Origin of the sequence: Nostocoides sp. F2B08 (genome assembly GCF_009184895.1) — a bacterium.
Lineage (GTDB): Bacteria > Actinomycetota > Actinomycetes > Actinomycetales > Dermatophilaceae > F2B08.
Map to the genome: position 1 here is coordinate 244,395 of NZ_WESE01000003.1, position 26,512 is coordinate 270,906.

Annotated in this window: 27 protein-coding genes; 3 read left to right on the plus strand and 24 right to left on the minus strand. The window is 72.2% G+C overall.

The features are described 5' to 3' along the window. Positions 1 to 78: 78 nt before the first annotated feature. The 13 genes from GA707_RS08545 to pheS form a co-directional block, all read right to left on the minus strand. Positions 79 to 684, minus strand: coding sequence for a DNA-3-methyladenine glycosylase (locus GA707_RS08545; RefSeq protein ID WP_152178005.1), 606 nt, complete (start codon positions 682 to 684; stop codon positions 79 to 81). Beyond that, positions 681 to 2,144: an argininosuccinate lyase gene (gene argH, locus GA707_RS08550; protein WP_226963644.1), complete on the minus strand. Its 1,464-nt coding sequence runs from the start codon at positions 2,142 to 2,144 to the stop codon at positions 681 to 683. Before argH ends, GA707_RS08545 begins: the two co-directional genes overlap by 4 nt. Next, positions 2,141 to 2,644 (minus strand): arginine repressor, encoded by a 504-nt coding sequence (locus tag GA707_RS08555; protein WP_152178006.1) that lies wholly within the window; start codon positions 2,642 to 2,644, stop codon positions 2,141 to 2,143. Before GA707_RS08555 ends, argH begins: the two co-directional genes overlap by 4 nt. Then, a complete protein-coding gene (argF, locus tag GA707_RS08560; RefSeq protein WP_152178007.1) occupies positions 2,641 to 3,594 on the minus strand; it encodes an ornithine carbamoyltransferase in 954 nt (317 codons plus the stop codon). The genes GA707_RS08555 and argF overlap by 4 nt, the downstream gene beginning before the upstream one ends. Positions 3,595 to 3,618: 24 nt before the next feature. Continuing rightward, the gene (locus tag GA707_RS08565) at positions 3,619 to 4,827 is read right to left on the minus strand and encodes an acetylornithine transaminase (RefSeq protein WP_152178008.1); all 1,209 of its coding nucleotides are present in this window, start codon (positions 4,825 to 4,827) and stop codon (positions 3,619 to 3,621) included. Beyond that, positions 4,824 to 5,855: an acetylglutamate kinase gene (gene argB / locus GA707_RS08570; RefSeq protein WP_152178009.1), complete on the minus strand. Its 1,032-nt coding sequence runs from the start codon at positions 5,853 to 5,855 to the stop codon at positions 4,824 to 4,826. The genes GA707_RS08565 and argB overlap by 4 nt, the downstream gene beginning before the upstream one ends. Further along, on the minus strand, positions 5,852 to 7,003 hold the full coding sequence (argJ, locus tag GA707_RS08575; RefSeq protein ID WP_152178010.1) for a bifunctional glutamate N-acetyltransferase/amino-acid acetyltransferase ArgJ: 1,152 nt from the start codon (positions 7,001 to 7,003) through the stop codon (positions 5,852 to 5,854). The genes argB and argJ overlap by 4 nt, the downstream gene beginning before the upstream one ends. Beyond that, positions 7,000 to 7,410 (minus strand): ACT domain-containing protein, encoded by a 411-nt coding sequence (locus tag GA707_RS08580; RefSeq protein ID WP_152178011.1) that lies wholly within the window; start codon positions 7,408 to 7,410, stop codon positions 7,000 to 7,002. The genes argJ and GA707_RS08580 overlap by 4 nt, the downstream gene beginning before the upstream one ends. Further along, a complete protein-coding gene (argC, locus tag GA707_RS08585; protein ID WP_152178259.1) occupies positions 7,407 to 8,447 on the minus strand; it encodes an N-acetyl-gamma-glutamyl-phosphate reductase in 1,041 nt (346 codons plus the stop codon). The genes GA707_RS08580 and argC overlap by 4 nt, the downstream gene beginning before the upstream one ends. A gap of 78 nt (positions 8,448 to 8,525) precedes the next feature. Further along, entirely contained in the window at positions 8,526 to 9,512 is a 987-nt protein-coding gene (locus tag GA707_RS08590) for an NAD-dependent epimerase/dehydratase family protein (protein WP_152178012.1), read from the minus strand. Positions 9,513 to 9,554: 42 nt separating this feature from the next. Continuing rightward, complete coding sequence (locus tag GA707_RS08595; RefSeq protein ID WP_152178013.1) at positions 9,555 to 10,292, minus strand: SDR family oxidoreductase; 738 nt, start codon at positions 10,290 to 10,292, stop codon at positions 9,555 to 9,557. Beyond that, on the minus strand, positions 10,289 to 12,850 hold the full coding sequence (gene pheT, locus GA707_RS08600; protein ID WP_152178014.1) for a phenylalanine--tRNA ligase subunit beta: 2,562 nt from the start codon (positions 12,848 to 12,850) through the stop codon (positions 10,289 to 10,291). Before pheT ends, GA707_RS08595 begins: the two co-directional genes overlap by 4 nt. A gap of 1 nt (position 12,851) precedes the next feature. After that, positions 12,852 to 14,009, minus strand: a complete 1,158-nt coding sequence (gene pheS / locus GA707_RS08605) for a phenylalanine--tRNA ligase subunit alpha (protein WP_152178015.1) — start codon at positions 14,007 to 14,009, stop codon at positions 12,852 to 12,854. Positions 14,010 to 14,184: 175 nt separating this feature from the next. Between pheS and GA707_RS08610 the strand changes: the two genes are divergently transcribed. From GA707_RS08610 to GA707_RS08620, 3 genes are read left to right on the plus strand one after another with little or no spacing between them, the layout of a single operon-like run. Next, entirely contained in the window at positions 14,185 to 15,570 is a 1,386-nt protein-coding gene (locus tag GA707_RS08610) for a TrpB-like pyridoxal phosphate-dependent enzyme (protein WP_152178016.1), read from the plus strand. After that, positions 15,567 to 15,971 (plus strand): ArsC/Spx/MgsR family protein, encoded by a 405-nt coding sequence (locus GA707_RS08615; protein WP_152178017.1) that lies wholly within the window; start codon positions 15,567 to 15,569, stop codon positions 15,969 to 15,971. The genes GA707_RS08610 and GA707_RS08615 overlap by 4 nt, the downstream gene beginning before the upstream one ends. A 49-nt stretch (positions 15,972 to 16,020) precedes the next feature. Further along, positions 16,021 to 16,710 carry an SDR family oxidoreductase gene (locus tag GA707_RS08620; protein ID WP_152178018.1) on the plus strand — a complete coding sequence of 230 codons (690 nt, stop codon included), beginning with the start codon at positions 16,021 to 16,023 and terminating at the stop codon, positions 16,708 to 16,710. 34 nt (positions 16,711 to 16,744) lie between these two features. On the opposite strand, the gene GA707_RS08625 is transcribed toward GA707_RS08620, so the two are convergent. The 11 genes from GA707_RS08625 to GA707_RS08675 form a co-directional block, all read right to left on the minus strand. Then, on the minus strand, positions 16,745 to 17,134 hold the full coding sequence (locus GA707_RS08625; protein WP_152178019.1) for a hypothetical protein: 390 nt from the start codon (positions 17,132 to 17,134) through the stop codon (positions 16,745 to 16,747). A 46-nt stretch (positions 17,135 to 17,180) separates the two neighbouring features. Beyond that, on the minus strand, positions 17,181 to 18,377 hold the full coding sequence (locus tag GA707_RS08630) for a hypothetical protein (protein ID WP_152178020.1): 1,197 nt from the start codon (positions 18,375 to 18,377) through the stop codon (positions 17,181 to 17,183). Between the two features lie 128 nt (positions 18,378 to 18,505). Then, positions 18,506 to 19,684 (minus strand): MFS transporter, encoded by a 1,179-nt coding sequence (locus GA707_RS08635; protein ID WP_152178021.1) that lies wholly within the window; start codon positions 19,682 to 19,684, stop codon positions 18,506 to 18,508. 32 nt (positions 19,685 to 19,716) lie between these two features. Beyond that, on the minus strand, positions 19,717 to 20,850 hold the full coding sequence (locus tag GA707_RS08640; protein ID WP_226963645.1) for an ATP-binding protein: 1,134 nt from the start codon (positions 20,848 to 20,850) through the stop codon (positions 19,717 to 19,719). Between the two features lie 9 nt (positions 20,851 to 20,859). Next, positions 20,860 to 21,693 carry an RNA methyltransferase gene (locus tag GA707_RS08645; RefSeq protein ID WP_193315244.1) on the minus strand — a complete coding sequence of 278 codons (834 nt, stop codon included), beginning with the start codon at positions 21,691 to 21,693 and terminating at the stop codon, positions 20,860 to 20,862. Positions 21,694 to 21,712: 19 nt separating this feature from the next. Further along, positions 21,713 to 22,090: a 50S ribosomal protein L20 gene (gene rplT, locus GA707_RS08650; RefSeq protein WP_152178023.1), complete on the minus strand. Its 378-nt coding sequence runs from the start codon at positions 22,088 to 22,090 to the stop codon at positions 21,713 to 21,715. A gap of 41 nt (positions 22,091 to 22,131) precedes the next feature. Next, positions 22,132 to 22,326: a 50S ribosomal protein L35 gene (rpmI, locus tag GA707_RS08655; RefSeq protein ID WP_152178024.1), complete on the minus strand. Its 195-nt coding sequence runs from the start codon at positions 22,324 to 22,326 to the stop codon at positions 22,132 to 22,134. A 112-nt stretch (positions 22,327 to 22,438) separates the two neighbouring features. Then, complete coding sequence (infC, locus tag GA707_RS08660; RefSeq protein ID WP_152178025.1) at positions 22,439 to 23,089, minus strand: translation initiation factor IF-3; 651 nt, start codon at positions 23,087 to 23,089, stop codon at positions 22,439 to 22,441. Between the two features lie 391 nt (positions 23,090 to 23,480). Beyond that, positions 23,481 to 24,302, minus strand: a complete 822-nt coding sequence (locus GA707_RS08665) for an SseB family protein (protein ID WP_226963647.1) — start codon at positions 24,300 to 24,302, stop codon at positions 23,481 to 23,483. Then, positions 24,299 to 25,066 carry a bifunctional 1-(5-phosphoribosyl)-5-((5-phosphoribosylamino)methylideneamino)imidazole-4-carboxamide isomerase/phosphoribosylanthranilate isomerase PriA gene (priA, locus tag GA707_RS08670; protein ID WP_152178026.1) on the minus strand — a complete coding sequence of 256 codons (768 nt, stop codon included), beginning with the start codon at positions 25,064 to 25,066 and terminating at the stop codon, positions 24,299 to 24,301. The genes GA707_RS08665 and priA overlap by 4 nt, the downstream gene beginning before the upstream one ends. Positions 25,067 to 25,108: 42 nt before the next feature. Next, a complete protein-coding gene (locus GA707_RS08675; protein WP_152178027.1) occupies positions 25,109 to 26,428 on the minus strand; it encodes an amidohydrolase in 1,320 nt (439 codons plus the stop codon). Positions 26,429 to 26,512: the final 84 nt, after the last annotated feature.

Sequence of the window (26,512 nt, forward strand, 5' to 3'; positions counted from 1 at the left end):
CTGCGGTACGCGGAGCACGGTGACCAGCGGAAAACCGACACGGCAGTGACGGGTAGTTCGCGGGCCAGGGACGCCGGCTCAGGGCCGCCGTCCAGGTCGGTAGACGGAGACGGTCGGCTCTGCGTCGAGCCAGAAGCGCCAGGGGTATGCGGTGCCATCGCCTCCGGGTCCGCTCACCCCGACCCGGGGTCCGGTCCGCACGGCCGCCGGATCCGGTACCGCGCCGGCGGCCTCGAGACGGGGTTCCTCCGCGTCGCCGCACAGGTCGGCGCCGTTGTGGGCGCGGTCGAGCCCGAGGGTGCTCGCCAACCTCGCCGGGCCGCGGGCCCAGTCGCGTTCGCGGATCCCGGGCCGTCGTCGCGCGGCGACCTCGTGCCCGGCGACCACCTCCCCGGCGCGCATGAGCACCGCGGACGCCCGGCCCTCGAGTCCCGTGACGACGTTGGCACACCAGTGCATGCCGTAGGTGAAGTACACATAGAGGTGACCGGCCCGCCCGAACATGACCTCGGTGCGCGGCGTGCGCCCCCGGAAGGCGTGCGACCCGGGGTCGGACTCCCCCGCATACGCCTCGACCTCGGTGATCCGCACGGTGACGCCGCCCGCGGTGAACAGGCACCCGAGGAGGTCCGGGGCGACCTCGAGGACGGGACGCTCCAGGGCGGCCCTGACGAGCCTCGTCACGAGGGCAGGACGGACCCGTCCGCCCAGCCACGGGCGTCCCGGGACCTCTCGCGCACCGCCGCCAGCTGCTCCGCGACGCGTTCCGGCGCGGTCCCGCCCTTGGCCGCCCTCGATGCGAGCGAGCCCTCGACCGAGAGCACCTCGCGCACGGCGGGCGTCAGGTGCGGTGAGATGCCGGCGAGGTCGTCGTCGGAGAGGTCCCAGAGCTCGATCCCGCGGGCCTCGCACACCCGGACGCACTCACCCGCCACCTCGTGCGCGACCCGGAACGGCACCCCCTCCCGGACCAGCCACTCGGCGATGTCGGTGGCCAGCGAGAAGCCCTGCGGTGCCAGCGACGCGAGCCGCTCGGTGTCGAAGACCATGGTCTCCACCATGCCCGCGAAGGCCGGCAGGAGGACCTCGAGGGTGTCGACAGCGTCGAAGACCGGCTCCTTGTCCTCCTGGAGGTCGCGGTTGTAGGCGAGCGGGAGCGACTTCAAGGTCGTGAGCAGCCCGGCCAGGTCGCCCACGAGACGGCCGGCCTTGCCGCGCGCGAGCTCGGCGATGTCGGGGTTCTTCTTCTGCGGCATGATGCTCGAGCCGGTCGAGTACGCGTCGTCGAGGGTGACGAACGAGAACTCCTTGGTCGCCCAGATGACGACCTCCTCGGCGAGTCGGGACACGTCGACTCCGATCATCGCCGTCACGAAGGCGAACTCGGCGACGAAGTCGCGAGCGGCCGTGCCGTCGATGCTGTTCTCCACCGCACGGTCGAAGCCGAGGTCGGCGGCGACGGCCTCGGGATCCAGACCCAGCGAGCTGCCTGCCAGGGCACCTGAGCCGTAGGGGCTCTCGGCCGCGCGCCGGTCCCAGTCGCGGAGGCGGTCGACGTCGCGCAGCAGCGCCCAGGCGTGCGCGAGGAGGTGGTGGCTGAGCAGCACGGGCTGGGCGTGCTGCAGATGGGTGCGTCCCGGCATCGGCACGCCGAGATGGCGGTCGGCCTGGCCGGTGATCGCCTCGACCACGTCGAGCACGAGTCCGGCGACGACGCGCGCGTGGTCGCGCAGGTACATCCGGAACAACGTCGCGACCTGGTCGTTGCGGGAGCGACCGGCCCGGAGCCGGCCGCCCACCTCGGGGCCGACCCGCTCGATGAGGCCCCGCTCCAAGGCCGTGTGCACGTCCTCGTCGGTCTCGGCGGGGACGAAGGCCCCGGAGGCGGTGTCCGCGGCGAGCTCGTCCAGCCCGCGGAGCATCTCGGCGAGCATGGCTTCCTCGAGCAGGCCGGCGCCGGCCAGGACACGCGCGTGCGCCCGGGAGCCGGCGATGTCGTACGCCGCCAGACGCCAGTCGAAGTGCGTGGACTTCGACAGCGCGGCGAGCGCATCGGCCGGGCCGCCCGCGAACCGGCCGCCCCACAGCGCCACCCGGTCCGGCCCGCCGGAAACCGTGGACCCTGCCTCCCCGTGATGGGTCACGTCGTGTCCTTCCTCGCCATGCTCATGAACAGGTCGGCGACCCGCCTGCTCGCGGCGTCGCCGGTCGTGATGACCATGATCGTGTCATCCCCCGCGATCGTGCCGAGCACCTCGCGGACCGCTCCGTGGTCGATGGCCGAGGCGAGGAAGTTCGCGGCGCCCGGCGGGGTCCGCAGCACGACGAGGTTGGCCGTCGGCTCGGCGCTGACGAGCAGCTCCTGGCAGCGCTGCTGGAGTCGCTGGCTCACCTCGTGCGCGGCCGGCGCCGGGCGGACGGTGCGGTCGCCGCCCTCGCCGGGCACCGCATACACGAGCTGTTTGCCGACCCGCACCTTCTCCGCGCCGATCTCGACGAGGTCCCGCGAGAGGGTCGCCTGGGTGACCTCGATGCCGTCCTCGGCGAGCAGGTCGAGCAGCTCGGGCTGGGACCGGATCGGTCGCTGCCCGAGGATCTCGATGATCCGCTGCTGGCGGGCCGTCCGGCTCGTCGAGATCGTCACGGCTGCTCCCCCGCCCGGTGCTGTTCCACGAGCCAGGAGAGGATCGCCTTCTGGGCGTGCAGCCGGTTCTCCGACTCGTCCCAGACGACCGACTGGGGGCCGTCGATGACCTCGGCCGTCACCTCGTACCCGCGGTACGCGGGCAGGCAGTGCAGGAAGACCGCCTCGGGGTCCGCGTGACCCATCAGCTCGGTCGTGACCTGGAACCGGGCGAACGGGCTGGTCTCGCCGCGGCGGCGGTCCTTCTCCTTCTCCTGCCCCATCGAGACCCAGGTGTCCGTGGCGACCGCGTCGGCATCGGCGACCGCCGCCACCGGGTCGTCGGTGATGAGCACCGAGCCCCCGTGGGCGGCGGCGAGCTCCTCGGCGCGGGCGAGGATCTCGGGTTTCGGCTGGTGGTCGGCGGGCGTCGCGACCCGCACGTGCATCCCGGCCAGCGCACTGCCGAGCAGGTAGGAGTGGGCCATGTTGTTCGCCCCGTCGCCGAGGTAGGCGAGGGTCTTGCCGGGCAGGTCACCCCGGTGCTCCTGGACGGTCATCAGGTCGGCGAGGATCTGGCACGGGTGGAAGTCGTCGGTGAGTGCATTGATGACGGGCACCTGCGCGTATGCGGCCATCTCCTCGATCCGGTCCTGCCCGTAGGTGCGCCACACGATCGCGACTGCCTCGCGGCCCATGACGCGGGCGACGTCGGCGATCGACTCGCGCACACCGACCTGGGCGAGCTTGCCGTCGACGACCATGGGGTATCCGCCCAGGTGGGCGATCGCCGCGGAGAACGACAGCTGGGTGCGCAGGGTCTGCTTGTCGAAGAGGACGGCGACGACCTCCGGTCCGACGAGGGTGCGGTCCGTGAAGGGGGCGGCTTTGATCCGGGCGGCGCGGGAGAGGACGAGGGCCTGCTCGTCGTGGGTGAGGTCGTCGTCGCGGAGGAAGTGGCGCAGCGGCATGTCGGTCTCCTGGGGCGGGCGTGGTCAGGCGGTCTGAGCGGTCCGGGCATGCGCCTCGTCGACGAGCCCCGGCAGGGCGGTGACGAAGGTGTCGAGCTGCTCCGCGGTGATGATCAGCGGTGGGGCGATCCGGATCGCGGACGGCGTGACGGCGTTGACGATGAAGCCCTGGTCCCGGGCCGCGGTCACGAGTGCGGGCGCGATCTCGGCGTCGAGGGCGATGGCCCGCAACAGTCCGCGGCCGCGCACGTCCGTGACCGAGGGGTGGCCCAGGGCGCGAATGGCCGAGGCGACATGGTCGCCGACGGCCCGGGCGTGCTCGAGCAGACCGGCCCGCTCGATCTCGTCGAGCACCGCGAGTCCCGCGGCGGCGGCGAGCGGGTTCCCGCCGAACGTCGTGCCGTGCTGGCCAGGGGTGAGGAGTCCGCGCACGTGCTCCCCGAATGCGACGACCGCCCCGACGGGGATGCCACCGCCGAGACCCTTGGCGAGCGTCATGACGTCGGGACGCAGGCCGGGCACGTGCTGGAACGCGAACCAGTCGCCGGTGCGGGCGACACCGGTCTGGATCTCGTCGAGGACGAGCAGGGCGCCGGTCGCGTCGGCGACCTCGCGGGCGGCGAGGAGGTATGCGCTGGTCGCCGGCACGACGCCCCCCTCACCTTGGATGGGCTCCAGGAAGATCGCGGCCGTGTGGTCGTCGACGACGCGGCGGAGCGCATCGACGTCGCCGAAGGGGACGAAGTCCACCCCGGGGATCAGCGGCTCGAAGGGGCTGCGGTAGGTCTCCTTGCTCGTCAGGGCCAGGGCACCGGTGGTGCGTCCGTGGAAGGACCCGCTGGCTGCGACGAGCCGGGTCCGTCCGGTGCGGCGGCTCATCTTGATCGCCGCCTCGATGGCCTCGGCTCCCGAGTTGCAGAAGAAGACGCCCGAGCCGGCCGGAGCGTCCGCGATCTCGAGGATGCGTTCGGCCAGCCCGACCTGGGCAGGCGAGGTGAAGAAGTTGGAGAGGTGGAGCATCTCGCTCGCCTGCGTCGAGACGGCGACGACGAGAGAGGGGTGGTTGTGCCCGAGGGCGTTGACCGCGATGCCGCCGAGCAGGTCGAGGTACCGTCGGCCGTCGGCGTCCCAGACGTAGCAGCCGTCGCCGCGGGTGAGGACGAGCTGCGGCACGCCGAAGACGCCGATGAGGGACCGCTCGTAGCGTGCCAGCAGCTCGTCGGAGGCGCTCATGCCGAACCTCCGCCCGGGTTCGACGCCCTGCGCGGTGCCTGACTCCGTGCGGTGGGCGGCATCGCCTCGTCCGGCCGGATCATCGTCCCGATGCCCGTGTCCGTGAACACCTCGAGGAGGAGGGCGTGCGGGATGCGGCCGTCGATGACGTGCGCTGCGGCCACTCCCCCCTCGACGGCTCGCACACAGGCCTCGAGCTTGGGGATCATGCCCGAGTCGACGGTGCCGAGCAGCTCCCGGGCCCGACCGACGGGGAGGTCGGTGAGCAGCGAGTCGCGGTCGGGCCAGCTAGCGTAGACACCCTCGACGTCGGTGAGGACGATGAGCTTGTCGGCCGGCAGCGCGACGGCGAGGGCGGCAGCCGCCGTGTCGGCGTTGACGTTGAGCACCTGGCCCGTGTCCTCGAGGTCCGGGGCGATCGTCGAGACGACCGGGATGCGGCCGGCGGCGAGCAGGTCGTCGATGGCCGTCGGATCGACCTCCGTCACGTCGCCGACGAGTCCGAGGTCGACCGCGACACCGTCCTCGACGAGGCCCTTGCGCACCCCCTTGAAGAGGCCGGCGTCCTCGCCGGACAGTCCGACGGCGAGGGCGCCGTGCTGGTTGAGCAGTCCCACGAGCTCGCGGCCGACCTGTCCGACCAGGACCATGCGGACGACGTCCATCGCCTCCGGCGTCGTGACCCGCAGTCCGCCGCGGAACTCGCTGTGGATCCCGAGCCGGTCCAGCATCGTGCCGATCTGGGGGCCGCCCCCGTGCACGACGACCGGTCGCAGGCCGGCATAGCGGAGGAAGGCGACGTCCTGGGCGAAGGCCGTCTTGAGGGCGTCGTCGGTCATCGCGTTGCCGCCGTACTTGACGACGACGAGGGAGCCGTGGAAGCGCTCGAGCCACGGCAGCGCCTCGATGAGGGTGGCCGCCTTGGCCGAGGCGGTGGCGACGTGGTGATCGTGGCGACCACCGGTCGGGCCGGTCCGGTGGCCGTCGGCCGCGGTGGGGGCGCCGCCCGGGATGTGGTCGGCGGTCATGTCGAGTAGGCGCTGTTCTCGTGGACGTAGTCATGGGTGAGGTCGTTGGTCCAGATCGTCGCGGCCACATCCCCGGCGTGCAGGTCGACGACGATGTGGACCTCGCGGGGGGACAGGTCGACGAGGGCGCGGTCCTCCCCGACACCGCCGGCACGGCACACCATGACCCCGTTGATGCTCACGTCGAGGTCGGTCGGCTCGAAGGCGGCCCCCGTGGTGCCGACCGCGGCGAGGATCCGGCCCCAGTTCGGGTCCTGTCCGAAGATGGCGCACTTGACGAGGGTGTTGCGGGCGACCGAGCGGCCCACCTCGAGGGCGTCCTCGAGTGTCGCGGCGCCGGTCACGTCGATCGCCACCTCGTGGTGGGCGCCCTCCGCGTCGGCGACGAGCCCACGCGCGAGGTCGGCACACACCTCGGTGACCGCGGCGGTCAGGTCGGCTCGGTCCACGGCGATGCCGCTCGCTCCGGAGGCGAGGAGCAGGACGGTGTCGTTCGTGGACTGACACCCGTCGGAGTCGACGCGGTCGAAGGTCTGCGCCGTCGCCGAGCGCACGGCGGCATCGAGGTCTCCCGGGGTGGTCACGGCGTCCGTGGTGACGACCACGAGCATCGTGGCCAGGGCCGGCGCGAGCATGCCGGCGCCCTTGGCCATGCCGCCCACCGACCAGCCGTCACGGCTGGTCGACGCCGTCTTGGGAACGGTGTCGGTCGTCATGATCGCCAGCGCCGCGTCGGCTCCGCCCTCGGTGGACAGTGCCGCCGACGCCAGTGCGATCCCCGACTCGATGAGGTCCATCGGCAACAGCTCGCCGATGAGACCCGTCGAGCACACCGCGACGTCCCCCGCACTGACGTCCAGCGCGTCCGCGACGAGCTCGGCCGTGCGATGGGTGTCCTGGAACCCCTGGGCGCCGGTGCATGCGTTGGCTCCCCCGCTGTTGAGGACGACGGCGTCGACCCGCGAGTCGGCGAGGACCTGACGGCTCCACGTCACCGGCGCGGCGCACACCCGGTTGCTCGTGAAGACCCCGGCGGCATGCCGATCCGGACCGAGGTTGTGCACGAGTGCGACGTCGGGGCGGCCGGAGGCCTTGAGCCCTGCCGTCACGCCGGCGGCGACGAAACCCCGTGGGGTGGTGACGCTCATCCGAGGGACCCGAGAACCGGAGGGGTGACGAGGAAGCCCTCTCGCCGCCAGGCCTGCTCGGCCTCGTCCGCCCGCCCCGCGGGAACGAGGATCCAGTCGGTCTCATAGGTCGACGTCGTCAGGATCGTGATGCCCTTGGCCGCGAGCGGCACGACCAGCCCCGCCAGCACACCGACCTGGGTGAAGTCGAGCGGCCCGGCGACCTCGAACACGTGGAACGGCCCCTCCGTCCGGGTCCCGTCGGGGACCGCCCTCTCGTGACAGATCACCGAGGTCTCCGTCGTGGAGTGGGTGACGGAGAACAGGACCGACCCGGAGCGGTCCCAGTCCACCACCGTGTCCGGCGGCAGCGAGGCGATGACGAACGGGTCGGTGTGGTGCAGGATGTGCAGCTTCAGGGCGCTCATGGGGCGACTCCGGCGACGGGCAGCCCGATGGTCTCGTCCCACCCGGCCGCGAGGTTGAGGCACTGGACGGCGGCGCCGGCCGTGCCCTTGGTCAGGTTGTCGATGGCGGCGATCGCGATGACCCGCCCGACGCGGTCGTCCACGGCGACCTGGATGAGGGCGCTGTTGCTCCCGACGACGCTCGCCGTGCTCGGCCAGACGCCCTCGGGCAGGAGGTGGACGAAGGTCTCCCCCGCATACCGCTGCTCCCAGGCGGCGCGCACCTGCTCGACGCCGGCCCCGGACGCGAGCCGGGCGGTGCACGTCGCGAGGATGCCGCGGGGCATGGGCGCCAGGGTGGGGGTGAACGACACCCGCACGTCGGCCCCCGCGGCGAGGGAGAGGTTCTGCTCGATCTCGGGAGTGTGCCGGTGCACGCCGCCGACGCCGTAGGGCGACATCGCTCCCATCACCTCGGATCCGAGCAGGTGCGCCTTGAGCCCCTTGCCCGCGCCGGACGTGCCGGAGGCGGCCACGACGGTGAGGTCGTCCGGCTCGAGCACGCCGGCGGCCAGGCCTGGTGCCAGGGCCAGAGAAACGGCCGTCGGATAGCAGCCGGGCACGGCGATCCGGCGCGCTCCGAGCAGCCGGGTCCGCTGGACCCCGCCGTCGGCGAGAGCGAGCTCGGGCAGCCCGTACGGCCACTGCCCGGCATAGGGGGTGTCGTAGTAGGCCGTCCACGCAGCGTCGTCGGCGAGCCGGAAGTCGGCCCCGCAGTCGATCACGAGGACGTCGGCCGGCAACCGGTCCACGAGGGCGGCCGAGTGTCCGTGCGGGAGGGCGAGGAAGACGACGTCGTGGTCGGTCACCGCCTCCGGTGTCGTCTCCACGACGGTCCGGTCGGCCAGCGGCACAAGATGCGGATGGATCCGACCCAGGGGCGTCCCGGCACTGCTCGCCGCCGTCAGCGCCCCGATCTCGATGCCAGGATGCTCGATCAGCAGCCGCAGGATCTCACCGCCGGCGTAGCCGCTCGCACCGACGACCGCTGCTCTCATCACGTTGCATGACTATACATGACTCAGCACGTTCATTCACTCCGGTTCCGCTCTCGGCGAGCGACCCAGCACACGGGGCTAGAAGGTCTCCCCGAGCGCATCGAGCGCGGAGTGCCGAGGACTCCAGCCGAGCACCGTCCTGGCCTTGGTCGTGTCCATGATCGCGGGGTGGGCCATGGTCTCGACCCACGCCATCCGGGACGGCAGGTGGGGCACTCGCGCGATCACCCGCGAGGCCGCGGCGACGGGCGCGCCCGGCATCCGGACGGGTCGCAGACCGAGCGCCCGGGCGACGTCGACGAGGGACACGACGTCGTCCGCGGCGATGTTGTAGGCGCCCGGAGGACCGGCGCCCAGGACGCACAGGAGCAGCGCGCGCGCCACGTCCTCCTGGTGGACGAACTGCAGCGGAAGGTCGGGAACCACCACCGGCGGGGCGGGCAGGCCGCGCATGACGGCGCGGACCAGGGGTACGACCGGTGCGAGCGCAGCCGGCAGGACCTGTTTCCCGCCGGCGGCGTCGGGACCGAGGACGATCGGCGGGCGCAGGAGGTACACGTCCGTCCCGGGGTTGCGTGCGGCCGCCCGCTGGAGGGCGTGCTCGAGCTCGGCCTTCTCCTGCGCGTAGAGGAGCCGCCCGGCGGGGCGGGTGGCCCAGTCCTCGGTCAGGCCGACCGGGTTGTCGCGGTGGAAGCCGTAGGCCGCCACCGACGATGCGTAGACGAACCGGCGGGCGCCCGCCGCCACGGCCGCGTCGAACGCGCCCAGGGTGCCGTCGACGTTGATCGCCCGAGCCGTCTCCTCGTTCCCCGTCATCACCTGGAACGCGAGGTGCACGACGACGTCGGCGCCCTCGAAGCAGGCCCGCAGCGCGTCGGGATCCCGCACGTCGCCTCTGCGGTACTCGAGCTTGGACCAGCCCCGGGCCGCGGGATCGAACGGCCGGCGCGCGATCCCGATGACCCGCCCGACTCGCTCATCGCGTTCGAGCATCGGCACCAGCGCCAGCCCGAAGGTGCCAGTGGGTCCAGTCACCGCCACCGTCAGTCGCGTGGTCTCGGCCATCCCGCCAACCTACTGTGACCCTCCTGCGAGTCCGCGCGGCGGTCAGCCGAGCGGGTCCCCGGCCCCCCAGGTGCGGAGCGTCACCGTGCGGTCCGACTCGTCCAGACCGGCCTTCGCCCGCGCCCGCAGCGACTCGGGCGTGTCGACACCGGCCCGGACGAAGCGGCCCGACCACGCGTCGAGGTCGCCCGCCGCGAACGCCAGCACCAGAGCGGTCACGTCGGCGGGGTCGGTCCACTCGGTCCGGTCGACGTGGGCCTGCATGGACTCGGTCATGTCGGTGCGGACGACGCCCGGCATGAGGTCCAGGCATGGGATGCCGGACAGGTGGGTCGAGCCGGTCAGCCGGGCGAGGGCGGTCTTGCTGAGGTTGTATGCGGTGGCCAGCGCCCCCGGCCGCAGGCCCGCGCCGCTGTTGAGGTTGACGACCCGCAGTCCGTCGGTCGAGCCGGTGCGCTCGCGCAGCATCCGGCCCAGAACCCACGTGACCAGGTATGCGCCGCGCACGTTGACCTCGACCGTCCGCCACCACTGCTCCGGCTCGGAGTCCAGGAGCGGAACCTCGGCGTCGATGACGCCGGCGTTGTTCACGAGCAGGTCCACGCGGGGATGCCGGGAGAGGACGTCGGCGACCCACCTCTCGACCGCCTCCTGGTCCGTCACGGCGGCGACGATGCTCGACCCCCGCGCCACCGCATACCCGTGCGCCTGGAGGGCGTCGGCGATGTGCCGACCGATCCCGCGAGAGGCGCCGGTGACGACGGCGACGGGCGCGCTCATCGCTGGACCGCCCCGACGACCCGGGCCGCCTCGGCGACCGCCCGGTCGCGCAGGCCGGAGACCTCGTCGGTGGTCAGCGTGCGGTCCGGGGCCCGGAAGGCGAGCCGGTATGCGAGCGACTTGCGGCCCGGGCCGACCTGGTCGCCCCGGTAGACGTCGAAGAGACCCACCGACTCGAGGATGTCCCCGGCACCCGAGCGCAGCGACGCCTCGACCGCGGCCGCGGTGACCGTCTCGTCGACGACGAGCGCCACGTCGCTGTAGGCGACCGGCGAGGTGATGACGTCCCGGGCCTGGACCGTCACCTCGGACGCGGCGATGAGTCGGTCGAGGTCGAGCTCGGCAGCCAGGGTGCGCGCCGGCAGTCCGAGCGACGCGACGACCTTGGGGTGCAGCTCGCCGGCGTGGCCGAGGAGCACGCCGTCGGCGAGGTGGAGTGCCGCACACCTCCCCGGGTGGAACGGCATGACGTCGTCGGCCGGCCGGACCTCCGTCTCGACTCCGAGGGCCTCGGCGACGCTCGCGGCGAGGGCGATGACGTCGGTGACGTCGGCACGCCGCCCGCCGCCCCACCACCCCGCCCGGTCGCGGTCGCCGGTGAGAAGGATTGCGAGGTGACGCGGCTGTGCCGGGATGGCGGCGTGGATCGCGGCGAGGGTGTCCTCGCTCGGCAGGATGCCGACGTCCTCCGTCGGCGCCCGCCGCTGCTCGCCGTCGCGCGCGACGACGAGGCCCACCTCGAAGAGCCCCACGTCCTTGGCGCCGCGGGCGACGTTGCGCACGAGGGCGTCGACCATCGTCGAGAGCACGCTGATCCGCATGAGCGGCTGCTCCTCGGACAGCGGGTTCGCCAGGGCCACGGTCCGGGCGCGGGCCTCCTGTGGGTCCCACCCGAGGTCGCGGTGGCGGGTGTCGCCGACGAACGGCGGACTCCACACCTCGGTGAGACCCTGACCGGCGAGCACCTCCGCGACGATGCGGCGGGCCCGCTGGCCGTGGGTCAGCCCGCTCCCGCTCGGGGGTGTCGGAACGACGGAGGGGATGCGGTCGTAGCCGTCGATGCGGGCGACCTCCTCGACCAGGTCCGGCGCCGTCCTCAGGTCGGGTCGCCACGAGGGCGGCGTGACCCGCATCCGCGGGCCTCCGGTCGTCGCAACCTCCTCGACGTGGCAGCCGATCTCGGTGAGGATGCGCCGGACGTCGTCGCGGCTGTAGGGGACGCCGACGAACCGCGCGGGATAGTCCGGGTCGAGGTCGACGGTGACGATCGGCCGCGGGGTGCCGACATCGGTCACCCCGGGGTCGACGGAACCGCCGCCGTACGCGGTGAGCAGCTGGACGGCCAGCTCGGCGGCGGCGGGGGCGAGCTCGGGGTCGACGCCGCGCTCGAAGCGCTTGGACGCCTCCGAGGGAAGTCGGTGCCGTCGGGCCGAGCGCGCGATCGAAACAGGGTCGAACGTCGCGGACTCGACCAGCACGTCGGCCGTGCCCGCACCGACCTCGGTCTCGGCTCCGCCCATGACCCCGGCGATCGCGATCGGGGTGCGCCCGCCGTCGGTGATGAGGAGGTCCTCGGGATGCAGCGCGCGGTCCTGGCCGTCGAGGGTCGTGATCCGCTCACCCGGTGCCGCACGGCGCACGACGATCGCGTCACCGAGCGTTGCCGCGTCGAAGGCGTGCAGCGGTTGGCCGAGGCCGAGCATGACGTAGTTCGTCACGTCGACCGGCAGGGAGATTGGTCGCATCCCGGCCTCGACGAGCCGCTGGGACATCCAGCGCGGCGTCGGTGCCGAGACGTCGATGCCGCGCACGACGCGCGCGACGTAGCGGCTGCACCCCGCCCGACCCTGGATCGGCGCGTGGTCCTCCAGTCGGACCGGGAAGCCGTCGTCCGTCGCGGCGGGTGCGGCCTCGGCCAGGTCGACGACGGGGTCGGTGAAGGATGCGCCAGTCGCGTGGGAGTACTCGCGCGCGATGCCGCGGATCGAGAAGCAGTAGCCCCGGTCCGGGGTGACGTTGACCTCGACGGTCTCGCGGTCGAGGCCGAGCAGCGGGATCGCGTCGGCACCCGGCTCGAGCCGGGCGAGCATCTCGGGGTCGTCGGCGAAGCGACGGGTCAGGACGATGATGCCGTCATGGTCCTCGCCGAGGCCCAGCTCGAGCTCGGAGCAGATCATCCCCGCCGAGACGTGACCGTACGTCTTGCGGGCCCCGACCACCATCGGTCCCTGCGGGGTGGTGAGGACGCCCCCCGGAAGGATGACCGGGACGAGGTCGCCCGCCTCGAAGTTGTGTGCTCCGCAGACGATTCCCTGGGGCTCACCCGTGCCGTTGGCCGCGCCGACGTCGACGGTGCACCAGGTGATGACCTTGCCGTTCTTCTGCGGCTCCTTGTCGAGCGTGAGCACACGCCCGACGACGAGCGGGCCGGTCACGCCGCCGCCGTGGAAGGCCTCCTCCTCCAGCCCGACGCGGACCAGGTCGGCCGCGACCTGCTGAGCGGTCGTGCCGGCGGGCACGTCCACGTAGTCGCGGAGCCAGTCGATGGGGACGCGCATGTCAGATCTCCATCCCGAACTGGGCGTTGAAGCGGACGTCTCCCTCGATCATGTCGCGCATGTCGGAGACGCCGGTGCGGAACATCAGAGCCCGGTCGATGCCCATGCCGAAGGCGAAGCCGGAGTACCTCTCGGGGTCGATCCCGCAGGCGCGCAGGACGTTGTGGTTGACCATGCCGCAGCCGCCCCACTCGATCCAGCCCATTCCCTTGCAGGCCCGGCAGTCGGGATTGGTCCCATGGCAGAGGAAGCAGCGCAGGTCCATCTCGGCGCTGGGTTCGGTGAACGGGAAGTATGCGGGGCGCAGGCGGGTCGTCGTGCCCTCGCCGAAGATCTCGCTCGCGAGCCGGTCGAGGGTGCCCTTCAGGTGCGCCATCGTCAGACCCTCGTCGATCGCGAGACCCTCCACCTGGTGGAACGCCGGCATGTGCGTCGCGTCGAGGTCGTCGGTGCGGAAGACCCGGCCGGGACACGCGACGTAGAGCGGCACTCCCCGCTCGAGCAGTGCCCTCGCCTGGACCGGCGAGGTGTGGGTGCGCAGGACGAGACCGCTGGACGGCCAGTCGTGGTGGCCGCCGTCGTGTGAGGACGCCGCCTGGCCGTGGGCGACGACCTCGTCCGGTGCGGCGACGTAGAAGGTGTCCTGCATCTGTCGGGCCGGGTGGTCCTCGTCGAAGTTGAGGGCGTCGAAGTTGAACCACTCCGCCTCGATCTCCGGGCCTTCGGCGATCTCCCACCCCATCCCGACGAAGATGTCGGTGATCCGGGTCGCCATCAGCTCGATCGGGTGTCGCCGCCCCAACGGCCGACGACCGGTCGGCAGCGTGACGTCGACGGCCTCCTCGACGAGGATGCGCGCGTCGCGCTCCATCTCCAGCTCACTCTGCCGGGTGGCGAACGCTTCGGCCACCCGGGCCCGGGCGGCGCCGACGCGCTTGCCCGCCTCGGCCTTGGCACTCGGGGGTAGGGCGCCGATCTCCCGGTTGGCGAGTGCGAGCGGACTGCGGTCCCCCTGGTGTGCGGAGCGGGCCGCCTTGAGCTCGTCAAGGCCGGCGGCCGCAGCGGCCGCCGCGAGGGCGGTGGAGACGGCCTCCTCGAGCGCCTCCGGCTCGAGCGCGGCGACCCGGACAGGGTCGAAGTTCGTGTTGGGTCCAGACATGCGGACGGTGTCCTCCGGGTGCGGGAGCGGGTGGTCGAGTCGCGGGCAGCCAACGCGGTGGGCGGCTGCGGCACAGCCCTCGGGTGCGTCCGGATACCGGGACGAACGCGCCCGAAGGCTAGCTAAATCGGCGACCACTCATGACGAGCAAGACTATCCCCTCTAGGGTGACGCCATGACCGCCACCTCGCCCACCGAGACGCTCCCCCAGGCCGACGTCGGCGTCGTCACCGGCCCATCCGAGCTGACCCGCGCCACGCTCCCCGAGAGCGAGATCCCCACGCACTGGTACAACCTCCTGCCGGACCTGCCGGAGCCGCTTCCCCCGCACCTGCACCCGGCCACCAAGGACCCCGTCGGCCCGGAGGACCTCGCGCCGCTGTTCCCCGCCGGGTTGATCGCCCAGGAGGTCTCGTCCGAGCGCTTCATCGAGATCCCGGAGCCGGTCCGCGAGATCTACCGGCTGTGGCGGCCCTCACCCCTGTATCGCGCGCGGCGCCTCGAGCGCGCGCTCGGCACACCGGCCCGGATCTACTACAAGTACGAGGGCGTCTCGCCGGTGGGGTCGCACAAGCCGAACACAGCAGTGGCCCAGGCGTACTACAACCACCTCGACGGGGTCAGCCGGATCACGACCGAGACCGGTGCCGGACAGTGGGGCAGCGCGCTGTCCATGGCCTGCGCGCTCTTCGGCATGACCTGCGAGGTGTGGCAGGTCGCCGCGTCCTATGCCAGCAAGCCGTATCGGCGGATGATGATCGAGACCTACGGATCCTCGATCCACTCCTCGCCGTCCGAGCTCACCCAGGCGGGCCGGGCGCTGCGCGCGCGGTTCCCGGACACGACCGGCTCGCTCGGCATGGCCGTGTCGGAGGCGGTGGAGGCGGCCGCGAGCGATCCGTCGACCCGGTATGCGCTCGGCTCGGTCCTCAACCACGTCATGCTCCACCAGACGGTCATCGGAGAGGAGACCCTGGCCCAGCTCGCGATGTTCGGCGAGGAGCAGGCCGACGTCGTGTTCGGCTGCGCCGGAGGCGGCTCCAACCTCGCCGGCCTGACCTTCCCGTTGCTGCGGGAGAACCTTGCCGGACGAACCACGAGCCGGCTGGTCGCCGTCGAGCCGGCCGCCTGTCCTTCCCTGACGGCAGGGCGCTACGAGTACGACCACGGCGACGTCGCCGGCCTGACGCCGCTCATGAAGATGTACACCCTGGGCCGGGACTTCGTGCCCGATCCCATCCACGCGGGCGGTCTGCGCTACCACGCGATGAGCCCGATGGTGAGCCACATCGTCAACCTCGGCCTGATGGAGGCCATGGCGGTCGACCAGGATGAGGCTTTCGCCGCAGGTGTCACCTTCGCCCGCACCGAGGGGCTGATCCCCGCCCCCGAGTCCACGCACGCGGTCGCCGGCGCCATCAGAGAGGCCAACGCGTGCACCGAGTCCGGGACGGAGCGGTCAATCCTCATCGGCCTGTCGGGCAACGGTGTGCTCGACCTGCCGTCCTACCAGGACTACCTCTCCCAGCAGCCTGGCGCGGACGCGGAGGCCGAGCGGTGAGTCAGCCGCCGACGCGGCAGACAGAGCTCACCGTCCTGCACAACCCCCGGTGCTCGACGTCCCGCTTCGCGGTCGAGACGCTCCAGGAGGCGGGGGTCGCGCATACCGTCGTCCGTTATCTCAGCGAGCCGCTCGACGAGCCCGCTCTGCGCGATCTCGTCGATCGGCTCGAGGACCCGGTGACCGACCTTGTGCGACGAGATCCGGCCTTCGAGCGATCGGGACTGACCGAGACGGATGTCTCCGACGCGGACGGGGTGGTGGCCGCACTGCTGGCACATCCCGAGCTCATGCAGCGCCCGGTCCTCCTCGTCGGGGATCGCGCCCTCATCGGCAGGCCGCGCAGCCGGGTCACCGACCTCGCGACGGGGCACGGGCCGTCCTCGACGAAGACGGACTGACCGCAGGGGCGGACCTCTCCCAGCCGCACACCTCCGTACAGTTGCGGGCATGGCTGGACACACCCTGGACGGATCCGTCGTCGCGGTCGTCGGTGCGAGCGGGGCGCTCGGGTCGCTGATCGCCCGCGAGCTCGCCGACCGCGGAGCCCGCCTCGTGCTCGTCGGCCGGGACCAGGAGCGGCTGGCGGGGGTCCCGATCGAGGGTGCGTCGACCGTGGTCGCGGACCTGACCGACGCGGCCGCCGGCGACCGGGTCGTCCAGACGGCGCTGGATGTCCACGGACGGCTGGACGGTGTCGTCAACGCGGCCGGGGTCGTCGCGTTCGGCCCGCTCGTCGACACCGAGGACGCCGTCGTCGAAGAGCTGTTCATGACCAACGTCATCGGACCGCTCTGGATGATCCGCCGCGTCGCCCCGACGCTCGCGGAGACCGGCGGTTTCTTCTGCAACATCTCCGCCGTCGTCGCCGAGCAGCCTCTGCCGGGAATGGTCCCGTACGCCGCCGCCAAGGCAGCACTGACCGCCGCCGACTCCGCTCTCGTTCGTGAGCTGCGCCGGATGAAGGTGAGCGTCATCGACGCCCGGCCACCGCATACCGGGACCGGACTTGCCGACCGACCGCTGGCCGGCACCGCCCCGAAGCTGCCGCGCGGGCTCGACCCTCAGGTCGTCGCCCGGCGCGTCGTCCGGGCGATCGAGGCCGGCGAGTCCGAGGTCGGCTCGGCACAGTTCGCCTGACGGCACACGCTCGGCGGAAGGTCCCGCCGACGCGTCATCCCGGCCCGACCGGCCCGGGCGGAAGCCGACGACCGAGGTGGTCGAGCAGCACGGCCCGACCACCGTCGGTGCCACGGCGCAGCGGGTACAGCGGTGATCGGCTCCACGTGCCCGGTGCCCAGACCAGCTCCTCCGGCACGTCGACCCACCACGACCGCGCCCCAGCGGGGTCTTCGGCGACCTGACGGACAGCGGTTCCGTCCGAGGACACCGCGACGACCCAGCCACGGTCCCCCAGCGACAGACCCACGAGGAAGTACGGCTCCCGCCCCGGCTCGAGCCGCATGACGAGCCGGGCCGCCGCCTCGGCATCGGGTCCGACGCCCACCGAGGCCCGGGCGGTCTCGACCGCCCGGGCGCTCTCTGCGGAGCCGGAGTCGCGCATGACAGTCACCGTAGCGGCGAGCCGGACCGCGCGGACCAGCGCGTCCTCAGATGCCTCGACCGTTGACGGTGAGCCGGGTGAAGAGGCGGCCGTCACTGCGGACGTAGAGGTGCTGGTCGCCGTAGCAGACCTGCCGGAACGGGTAGTAGGGAGAGAGCGACTGGTCGCACGGCTTCCAGACCCAGTGCCGCGACACGCACGCGATCCCCGGGCGGAGGCGCAGCTGGCCCGCCTTCCGGGGCAGGTCGATGACGCGCCCGAGGATCCGCTCGTCGAGCGCGCGGCGCTCCAGCGTCAGCAGCGCTGTGTCCTCTCCCGCCGCCAGCGCCCGCGCCTGCTGGAACCCACCGTAGAGGGCGTCGACGTTCACCGCGGCGGTGGCGATCCCGTCGCGCACCTGCGGCACGATCCAGTAGAAGGCGTCGTTGCGGTCCAGCCGCTGAACCAGCTGGGGCTCGCCCGGCTCCGTACCCTCGAGGGCCCGGGTCCACGTCTCGCGTTCCCGCAGACCGGCCTCCTTCAACGACTCGAGGGAGAGCTCCCTCGCCAGGTCGGGTGACAGGATCTCGGTGCCGTCGTACCGCGGCAACGGCCGCTCCACCCGCTCGGGGTGTCGCTCGGGTGGCGGCTCGGGGTCGCAGACGGCGACGAAGCGGCCGGACCAGTGACCCCCGGGCACTCCGGTCATGTAGTCGTCCTGCCACGTCTGGTAGGAGATGTACTCGTCCGAGACTCCCCGGGTGCCGCCACTTCCGCAGCCGTCACCTGTGGTGTGCGGGGGCTCGGCCGCCATCCCCGGCGTCGGGGGCCACGGGTTGTTGACGTCGAATCCCGTGATCGTGTAGCCGACGTCCGTCGAGCTCGTCGGGTGCCCGCTCGTCGTGTACCCGCGCACCGCGATCCAGTGCGCCCATCCGAAGACCAGGGCGACCGGGGAGACCCGGTAGTGGTGGATCGTCCAGACGATCATCCGTGAGATGGCGTCCTCGGTCGCGAGTGCGTCGAGGACGAAGTAGCGGCCGCTCTGCCGGTTGTTCAGGGTCCACGTCAGGCCGTCTGGCCCGGTCGCCCAGTTCACTCCCGTGTCCGTCGTGGAGTGGCTGTGGTTGTCGTTGTACAGCGACACCTGATCGATATGTCCTGACCCGCACTCCTCCAGGACCATCTGCGCGCAGGCCGCGCCGCAGTAGTAGTCGGTGTCCTGCTGGTGGTACTCGGTGCCGAGATCTTCCGTGGTCGTCATGACCTCTCCTCTCGTGGGGACGCGCTCGCGGATGCGGCCCGTCAACTCGAAGGAGCACGGCGCGGGCGATGCTGATACGCCGGCCGATACCGCCTGGTGTCGCGCTGGGGACAGCGCGGCCGTTCTGCTCAGCGAGCCGGGGCACCCGCCCGGGACCGCTGCCCGGCCAGGGCCCAGAGCGTGAGACCCACGACGACCGCCACGGACCCGACCAGGACGAAGCCGCCCGACCCCCCGTAGGCGTCGATCGCGACTCCGCTGACCGGGGCACCGAGGGCGATGCCCGTGGTCATTGCCGTCGAGTGCCACCCCATCGCCTCACCCCGGGCCGCTTCCGGGACCCGGTCTGTGAGCACCTCGACGGTCGAGGTGACGACCGGCTGACCCAGGAGCCCTGCGACGAGGAGCAGCAGCCCGAGACTCAAAGCACCCGTGGAGAGGGCGGGCAGCAGGGTGACCACCCCCAGCACGGCGAGGAGGAGGAACGGGCTGGGGGTGCGCTGCACGGTCCCGTACGCGAGCCCACCGATGAGAGAACCCACGGCCCAGAGCGCCAGAACCCAGCCGATGGACGAGGCGCGTCCCACCTCGTTGAGGCTCGCGACCGCGGACAGGTCGGTCCCGGCGAACACGAGCGTGCTCGTGACACCTCCGACGAGCAGCGCGAGGACGCCGAGCCCGAACCACGACCGGGTTGCCGGAGGGGCCCCGCCGGCCACGCCCGCACCCGCGCGCCGCAGCGGCAGGTCCACGGCGAAGAGGATCACACCGCCGAGCGCGCTCGCCCAGAACACCCCGCCGAGCACGACGGCGGTGTCCCACGTCGTCGCCGCCCACACCGCGATCGCCGGCGCCAGGCCAGCGGACAGCTCGAGCACGACGCCGTCCAGCGACAACGCCGCGCGCCGTCGGTCCTCGGGCGCGGCGGCCATGACGGCCTGGCGCAGGATGGGCTGGACCGGGATGAAGAAGAGACCCGCCACCGCTTGAGCCATGAGGAACGGGCCGAACTCCAACGTCGGGGCGACCAGCGCATACCCGCTCTGCACGGCGATCGACGGAACCAGCACCCGGCGCAGTCCCCAGCGGTCGAGGAGTCGACCGCGCCACGGGCCTGAGACGGCGATGGCCAGCACGAGCACCGCCGAGGCCACTCCGGCCTCGGTGTAGGAGCGGTCCAGGGTGCGGACGACGTGGAGGGTGACGACGATCCCCGCACCGAAGAAGGGCAGCCGGACCAGGAACCCCACGACGATGGCGGTGCGGATGGCCGGAATGGCGAGGATGTCCCGGTACCGGCGCAGCACCGGCTCATCCTAGGGGCGTCCCGGGTGCGCTCTCATCCGGTGTCGGAGCGGACCGGGAGGAGTAGCTCGAGCCGGGCACCCCCTCCTGGCGCATCCGTCACCCGGACGCTGCCGCCGTGGGCGGCCACGATGCCGCGCACGAGGAAGAGGCCCAGCCCGGTCCCCGCCTTGGCCCCACCCTGCCAGTAGCGGGAGAAGACGAGCTCTCGGTTCGCCTCGGCGATCCCGTCCCCCTGGTCGCTCACCGCAATGGACACCGCCGGGGTGCCGTCATCGAGGCTCGACCGATCGACCTCGATTCGCACCAGACCGGCCCCGTGCCGGAGAGCGTTGTCGACGAGGTTGGCCACGATCTGTTCGAGGCGGTCCGGATCGGCCCACAGCTGGGGCAGGTCCTCGGCGACCCTGAGCTCGAAGCGGCTCTCGGGCTCTCCGGTGACCACACACCGCGCGACATGGGTGCGCAGCAACGCCTCGAGATCCAGCGGCTGGGGCCGGACCTGGAGTGTCCGGGCGTCGATCCGGGCGACGTCGAGCAGCTCGGTGATAAGGCGAGTGACCCGCTGGGCGTCGTGCTCGATGGTCTCGAGCATGACGCGCTTGTCACCGTCGTCGAAGCGGTCCCAGTGCTGCAGGAGGCTCGCGGTGAACCCCGTGATCCCGGCCACCGGCGACCTGAGCTCGTGGGCGACCGTGGTGATCAGCTCGGCGACCGCGGAGTCGGCGCGCTCGCGTTCCGCCGCGTCGCGCAACGCGAGGAGTATCCCGAAGAGGCGACCCTCGGGGTCGCGCAGATAGCGGGCGGTGAGCAGAACCATCCGACCGCTGCGGAGCATCAGGGCCTTCTCGCGGTGGCCGGTGGTCGTGGGCAGCCTGCGGGAGGGCTCACTGATCTCCCACCAGTCCTGGCCGTGCACGTCCTGCAGCGGGAGGACCTGGCGCACGTCGCCGCCCCGCAGCACCGCGGGCTCGACCCCGCAGATCTCGACCGCACGTCGGTTGAACGACTCGACGGTGCCCTCGGCGGTCAGGGCGATGAAGCCGTCGGGCAACAGCTCGGCCATCTCGTCGGCCGCCGCGGCGCTCTCGAGATCCCCCGGAGGATTCGCGCCCGGGTCGGGCCGCCCGTCGTCGATCGGGCCCTCCCCGACGCTCGCCCCGCTCATACTCCTAACCTACGCGGTGTCCGTTCCCCGGGTCGGGTCCCGCGTGTCACCGTGGTGACGAGCGTCGGCCGAGGCATACAGGCAGATGGTCGCGGCCATCGCGAGGTTGAGCGACTCGGCCGGGCCGTGGATCGGGACCCTGACGACCGCGTCGCACGCGGCCCGGAGCTCCTCCGACAGCCCCCAAGCCTCGTTTCCCATGACCCAGCAGTGGGCACCCGTGAGGTCCACGTCAGGCAGCTGCCGCGTTCCGTGGCCGTCGGCCGCCAGACTGCGGATACCCGCCGCGCGAAGCCGGTGCAGCGTTGACTCGACGGGCAGGCCCCGCACGATCGGCAGATGGAACAGCGACCCCGCCGTCGAGCGCACGACCTTCGGCGACGTCACGTCGACCGACGACTGACTCACGAGCACGGCGTCGGCCCCCATCGCGTCCGCGGCCCGGATCACGGTGCCGAGGTTGCCCGGGTCTCGTACGTGGGCCAGGAGGACCAGCAGCCCGGGCTCCGCTGCGAGGACCTCGTCGAGGCTCGGGGACGCGTCGGACACCACGGCGAGGACTCCCTGCGGGCTGTCGGCGTCACCCATGGCGGCGACCACCTCGTCGGTGGCCTCGTGGACGTACAGACCCGCTGCCCGGGCAGGTTCGATGATGTCGTCGGCGTACCGACGCGCGGAGGCGACCGTCGCATACACGTCGACGACACGCTCGGGGGCGTGACGGACCGCCTCGCGCACCCCCTGCGGTCCCTCGACGACGAAGCGGCCGGTGCGTGCGCGCACCGACCGCTTCGTGAGGGCCCGGACCGCCTGGATGCGGTCGGACCGTGGGTTCGCGAGCACCCGGCTCAGCGGATCCAGGTCAGGCCGAGGCGTCGGCCGTGGCCGGCACGTTGGCCTTGGCGATCTCGACGAGCGCGGCGAAGGCCGGCGCGTCGTTGACCGCGAGGTCGGCGAGGATGCGGCGGTCGACCTCGACCTCGGCGGCCTTCAGACCCTGGATGAACCGGTTGTAGGTCATGCCGTTGGCGCGGGCCGCGGCGTTGATCCGCTGGATCCAGAGGCGACGGAAGTCGCCCTTCTTGGCGCGCCGGTCACGGTAGGCGTAGCCGAGGGAGTGGGTGACCTGCTCCTTGGCCTTGCGGTACAGGCGCGAGCGCTGTCCGCGGTAGCCGCTCGCCTGCTCGAGGACGGTGCGGCGCTTCTTCTGGGCGTTGACTGCCCGCTTCACGCGTGCCACGTGAGTTCTCCTTCTCGTTCGTTGGGGATCGGGGCAGTCGGTCAGCGACCGAGCATCTTCTTGACGGCCTTGGTGTCGGCCTTGCTGACCACGACGTCCTTGGAGAGGGCCCGCGCCTTCTGCGGGGTCTTCTCGTGGAACTTGTGGACCACGCCGGCCCGCTCGCGCATGATCTTGCCCGAGCCGGTGACACGGAAGCGCTTCTTGGCGCCGCTGTGGGTCTTGTTCTTCGGCATGGCTGCCGATCTCCTTTGTCTCTCGCGCGTCCGCCGGGTGGCGGGCGCGTGGGGGTGGTGTGTGGGGTGGTCCTCCTGCGAGGACTGTGCGAGGTATGCGGTGCGCGCCCGGTCAGGACGCTGCGGACCCTGCCTCGCTGGTCTCGGTGGTCTCGCCCTCGGTCGGCTGCGCCTCGGCCGGCGCGTCGTGCGCGGCGGACCGCTCCGCGGCCTGACGGTCGCGCTTGCGGCGCTGCTCGGCCATGGCCTCGGACTTCTTCTTCGTCGGCGCGATGACCATGACCATGTTGCGGCCGTCCTGCTTCGGCTGGCTCTCGACGACACCGAGCTCGGCGATGTCCTCGGCCAGACGCTGCAGCAGCCGGAACCCGAGCTCGGGACGAGACTGCTCGCGGCCGCGGAACATGATCGTGACCTTGACCTTGTCCCCGCCCTTGAGGAACCGCTCGACGTGGCCCTTCTTCGTGCCGTAGTCGTGCGGGTCGATCTTCGGGCGGAGCTTGATCTCCTTGATGACCGTGTTGACCTGGTTCTTGCGAGCCTCCCGGGCCTTCATGGCGGCTTCGTACTTGTACTTGCCGAAGTCCATGAGCTTGGCGACGGGCGGCTTGGCCATGGGGGCCACCTCGACGAGGTCGAGATCTGCCTCGGCGGCCAGTCGGAGGGCGTCTTCGACGCGGACGATCCCGACCTGCTCGCCGTTGGGGCCGACGAGGCGCACCTCGGGGACCCGGATGCGCTCGTTGATGCGGGGCTCGCTGATGTGCTGCTCCTTCGAACGGTTGAGCTCTTCGGCGGCGGCTCCGCCGGAGAGGGAAAACGAAAAAGGCTCCTTGGCGTGCGCGCAAGAAGCCTTCGGCCCTGAACCGGTGCGGCGGAGCCGACCCGGAACGGGTACCTCGGAACCTCGGCCCCCTGTGTTCGTGGTGATCGTCGTGCTGAGGATCGGTCGTGCTGGCGGGTGCCGGGGTGGAAGCTCGAGAGCCTCTCTTGCGCCTGGCCTGCGCCAGTGCGAGTCGAAAACACGGGTGCAGGCGAAGCCGGTGCGTCAAGGGTAGCAGCCGGGCGGCCACGGGCTCAAAGTCCGGACGCCGGTGTGGTGCCGCTCGAGGGCTGCTCGCCGCGCTCGACACCACATCGCCGGCCGCGGCGGCTCAGCGACCGGCGAGGATGAACGACACGCCGTCCACGCGCGCGCGGAACTCACCGTCGGTGGCCAGCCGCTCCCCCACTCGGGTCGCGAGCGCCTGGATCTCGTCGGCTCCCAGTCCGGGCCGCAGCACGAGTCGGATCCCGAGCACCCCCTGACCGGCGGGCTCGCCCGGCACGAGGTCGTGGTCGAGGACGAGCTCCTCCCCGGCGAGGGCGTGACCGACGGACTGGGCGACGAACGGGTCCTCGTGCCCGGGCAGCCAGTCGCGGCCCTGGGCCACCGCATACAGCATGCTCGGGCGAAGCACGAAGGCATCCGGGCCGGCGACGTCGACGACGATGACGTCGCAGCTCTCGGTGATGGCCGCCTGCGCGGCGCGGGTCGCCTCGACGGGGATCGGGCGGGCCGTGGCGTCCCACGCCTGGAGAGCGGCGGTCCCGGTGAACACGGGGAGGGCCCGCTGCCCGTCCGGGGCGGTCAGGGTGACCATCGCCATGTCGCTCGTCTTCTCGACGAGACGACCGGCGACCTCCTCGGTCTCACCCGGCACGGCGAGGACCGGGACGAGGAACCGGGACCGCGCCAGGGCGGCCATCCAGGCGCGCTCGTCGGCCGGGTTCGCCCGGGCGATGGCGAGTGCCTCGTCCGCGGCGCCGTCGTCGGCCTCGAAGCCGGTCGGGTCCAGGGTGCGTCCGCCGAACGTCTGTCCCGCGGAGTCCGAGGTGCGGGAGTCTGAGGTGCGGGGGTCGGAGGTGTGGGGCTCGTGGGTATGCGGTGGCCGGCCGCCCAGCTCGTCGGCGCCGTCGGTGCCGGGGCGGGTCACGGTCGACCCGCCGCGTCGAGGGCCTCCGGAAGGGTGAAGGCGCCCGTGTAGAGCGCCGAGCCGACGATGGCGCCCTCGACACCGAGCGGCACGAGCGTGCGGATCGCCGTGAGGTCCGCCAGCGTCGACACACCGCCGCTCGCGACAACGGGCCGGTCGGTCCGCGAGCAGACGTCACGGAGCAGTTCGAGGTTCGGGCCCTGGAGCATGCCGTCCTTGGCGACGTCGGTGACGACGTAGCGCGCGCACCCCTCGCGGTCGAGTCTCTCGAGCGTCTCCCACAGGTCGCCGCCTTCACGGGTCCACCCGCGGGCGGCGAGCGTCGTGCCTCGGACGTCGAGCCCGATCGCGATCCGGTCGCCGTACCGGGCGATGGCCTCGGCGGTCCACTCGGGGTGTTCGAGCGCGGCGGTGCCCATGTTGACCCGGCGGCACCCGGTCGCGAGCGCCGCCTCGAGCGAGTCGGTGTCACGGATGCCACCGCTCATCTCGACCGCGATGTCGAGGCGTCCGACGATCTCGGCGAGCAGCTCGGCGTTCGAGCCGGTCCCGAAGGCGCGGTCGAGGTCGACGAGGTGGATCCACTCCGCACCCTGCTCCTGCCAGGCGAGAGCGGCCTCGACCGGGTCGCCGAACTCCCAGCCGCTGCCCGCGACGCCCTGCTGGAGCTGGACCGCGCGCCCGTCGCGGACGTCCACGGCGGGCAGGAGCTCGAGGCGGGGGGTGTCCGGGTCGGGGTCGGTGGATACGTCGTCTGTCGTCACCCGAGCCAGCCTAGTGACCGGGTGACGACGCTCCCGACCCCCTCACCCGAGCCAGCGCCGCGCCGCAGCGGTGAGCGCCGCGACGCCGACCCGCAGCGTCGGATCGGTGACCGGAGCGAAGTGCGGGGAGTGGTTCGAGGGCAGTCCGGCGACCACCGCCGCCACCTCCTCGATCGTCGACGCCCCGGCGAAGTGCCGCGGGTCCGAGCCGCCGAGGAGCCAGTAGGCGCACGGGGCGCCGGACTCGCGGGCGAGGATACCGACGTCCTCGCTGCCGGTGACGACTCCCGGGTCGACGACCATCACGCCGGGGAGATCGGCGAAGGCGCCGCGAAGGATCCCGCACGCGTCGGGGTCGTTGACCACGGCGGGGAAGGACTCGATCGGCTCCACCGTCGGCTCGCGGTCGCTTCCGGCTGCCAGGGCCTCGGCGCGCGCATAGCGCTCGATGGTCGCCAGGACCGTCTCCCGGACCGCCGGGTCGAAGGTGCGCACGGTCAGCTCCAACGTGGCGTGGTCGGGGATGATGTTGGGCGCGGTGCCGGCGTGAAGCGAACCCACCGACACCACCGCCACGTCGCTGCCGCCGATGACCCGGGAGACGATCGACTGGAGACGGACGACGAAGGACGCCGCCATGAGCACGGGATCGTGGGTGGTCTCGGGGCGCGAGCCGTGGCCACCCTTGCCGTGGAGGGTGACCCGCAGCGAGTCCGAGGCGGCGAAGGCCGGACCGTCGTGGACGCCGAGGACGCCGGCTGGCAGCGGCGCCACGTGCTGGCCCAGAACGACGTCAGGAGTTCCGAACCGGTCGAACAGGCCATCGGCCACCATCGCGCGGGCCCCGCGGCCCAGCTCCTCAGCGGGCTGGAAGACCGCGATGACGCGTCCGGTCCACCCCGGGTCGGCGGCGAGGGAGTACGCGGCACCCAGCAGACACGTCGTGTGGACGTCGTGGCCGCAGGCGTGCATGAGCGGGCGGCTCGTGCCGCTCGCGTCGAGCGTCGTCGCGGTGCTGGCGTAGTCGAGACCGGTCGCCTCCTCCACGGGCAGCGCGTCCATGTCCGCCCGCAGCAGGACGACCGGCCCGTCGCCGCGATCGAGGGTGCCCACGACGCCGGTGCCGCCGATACCCGTCGCCACGGTGAACCCCGCTGCCGCCAGGTGCTCGGCGGCGATCCCCGAGGTGCGGTGCTCCTCGAAGCCCAGCTCCGGGTTGGCGTGCAGGTCCCGGTAGACGGCAGCCGCGTCGAAGGCCCCGGCCGGCGGTGCATCCGGTTCGGTCTTCGCCGGCTCCGCTGCCTGCCCTGGTGACGTCCCGGGTGTCGTCGGTGCCGTCCCGGCTGTCGACACGGAGGACATCGAACACCTCACTCGCGGGTCTGCAGCGGCTGACGGCCCCGGGACTCAGGCCCGGCGTGGCCACATCCTTCCACAACCCTTCTT

What these genes read in the sequence shown, in the direction of transcription:
- argF (WP_152178007.1), bottom strand. Translation starts at nt 3,594, where the DNA reads ATGCCGCTGCGCCACTTCCTCCGCGACGACGACCTCACCCACGACGAG.
- GA707_RS08565 (WP_152178008.1), bottom strand. Translation starts at nt 4,827, where the DNA reads ATGAGCGCCTCCGACGAGCTGCTGGCACGCTACGAGCGGTCCCTCATC.
- argB (WP_152178009.1), bottom strand. Translation starts at nt 5,855, where the DNA reads ATGACCGCCGACCACATCCCGGGCGGCGCCCCCACCGCGGCCGACGGC.
- argJ (WP_152178010.1), bottom strand. Translation starts at nt 7,003, where the DNA reads ATGAGCGTCACCACCCCACGGGGTTTCGTCGCCGCCGGCGTGACGGCA.
- GA707_RS08580 (WP_152178011.1), bottom strand. Translation starts at nt 7,410, where the DNA reads ATGAGCGCCCTGAAGCTGCACATCCTGCACCACACCGACCCGTTCGTC.
- argC (WP_152178259.1), bottom strand. Translation starts at nt 8,447, where the DNA reads ATGAGAGCAGCGGTCGTCGGTGCGAGCGGCTACGCCGGCGGTGAGATC.
- GA707_RS08590 (WP_152178012.1), bottom strand. Translation starts at nt 9,512, where the DNA reads ATGGCCGAGACCACGCGACTGACGGTGGCGGTGACTGGACCCACTGGC.
- GA707_RS08595 (WP_152178013.1), bottom strand. Translation starts at nt 10,292, where the DNA reads ATGAGCGCGCCCGTCGCCGTCGTCACCGGCGCCTCTCGCGGGATCGGT.
- pheT (WP_152178014.1), bottom strand. Translation starts at nt 12,850, where the DNA reads ATGCGCGTCCCCATCGACTGGCTCCGCGACTACGTGGACGTGCCCGCC.
- pheS (WP_152178015.1), bottom strand. Translation starts at nt 14,009, where the DNA reads ATGTCTGGACCCAACACGAACTTCGACCCTGTCCGGGTCGCCGCGCTC.
- GA707_RS08610 (WP_152178016.1), top strand. Translation starts at nt 14,185, where the DNA reads ATGACCGCCACCTCGCCCACCGAGACGCTCCCCCAGGCCGACGTCGGC.
- GA707_RS08620 (WP_152178018.1), top strand. Translation starts at nt 16,021, where the DNA reads ATGGCTGGACACACCCTGGACGGATCCGTCGTCGCGGTCGTCGGTGCG.
- GA707_RS08625 (WP_152178019.1), bottom strand. Translation starts at nt 17,134, where the DNA reads ATGCGCGACTCCGGCTCCGCAGAGAGCGCCCGGGCGGTCGAGACCGCC.
- GA707_RS08630 (WP_152178020.1), bottom strand. Translation starts at nt 18,377, where the DNA reads ATGACGACCACGGAAGATCTCGGCACCGAGTACCACCAGCAGGACACC.
- GA707_RS08640 (WP_226963645.1), bottom strand. Translation starts at nt 20,850, where the DNA reads ATGAGCGGGGCGAGCGTCGGGGAGGGCCCGATCGACGACGGGCGGCCC.
- rpmI (WP_152178024.1), bottom strand. Translation starts at nt 22,326, where the DNA reads ATGCCGAAGAACAAGACCCACAGCGGCGCCAAGAAGCGCTTCCGTGTC.
- GA707_RS08675 (WP_152178027.1), bottom strand. Translation starts at nt 26,428, where the DNA reads ATGTCCTCCGTGTCGACAGCCGGGACGGCACCGACGACACCCGGGACG.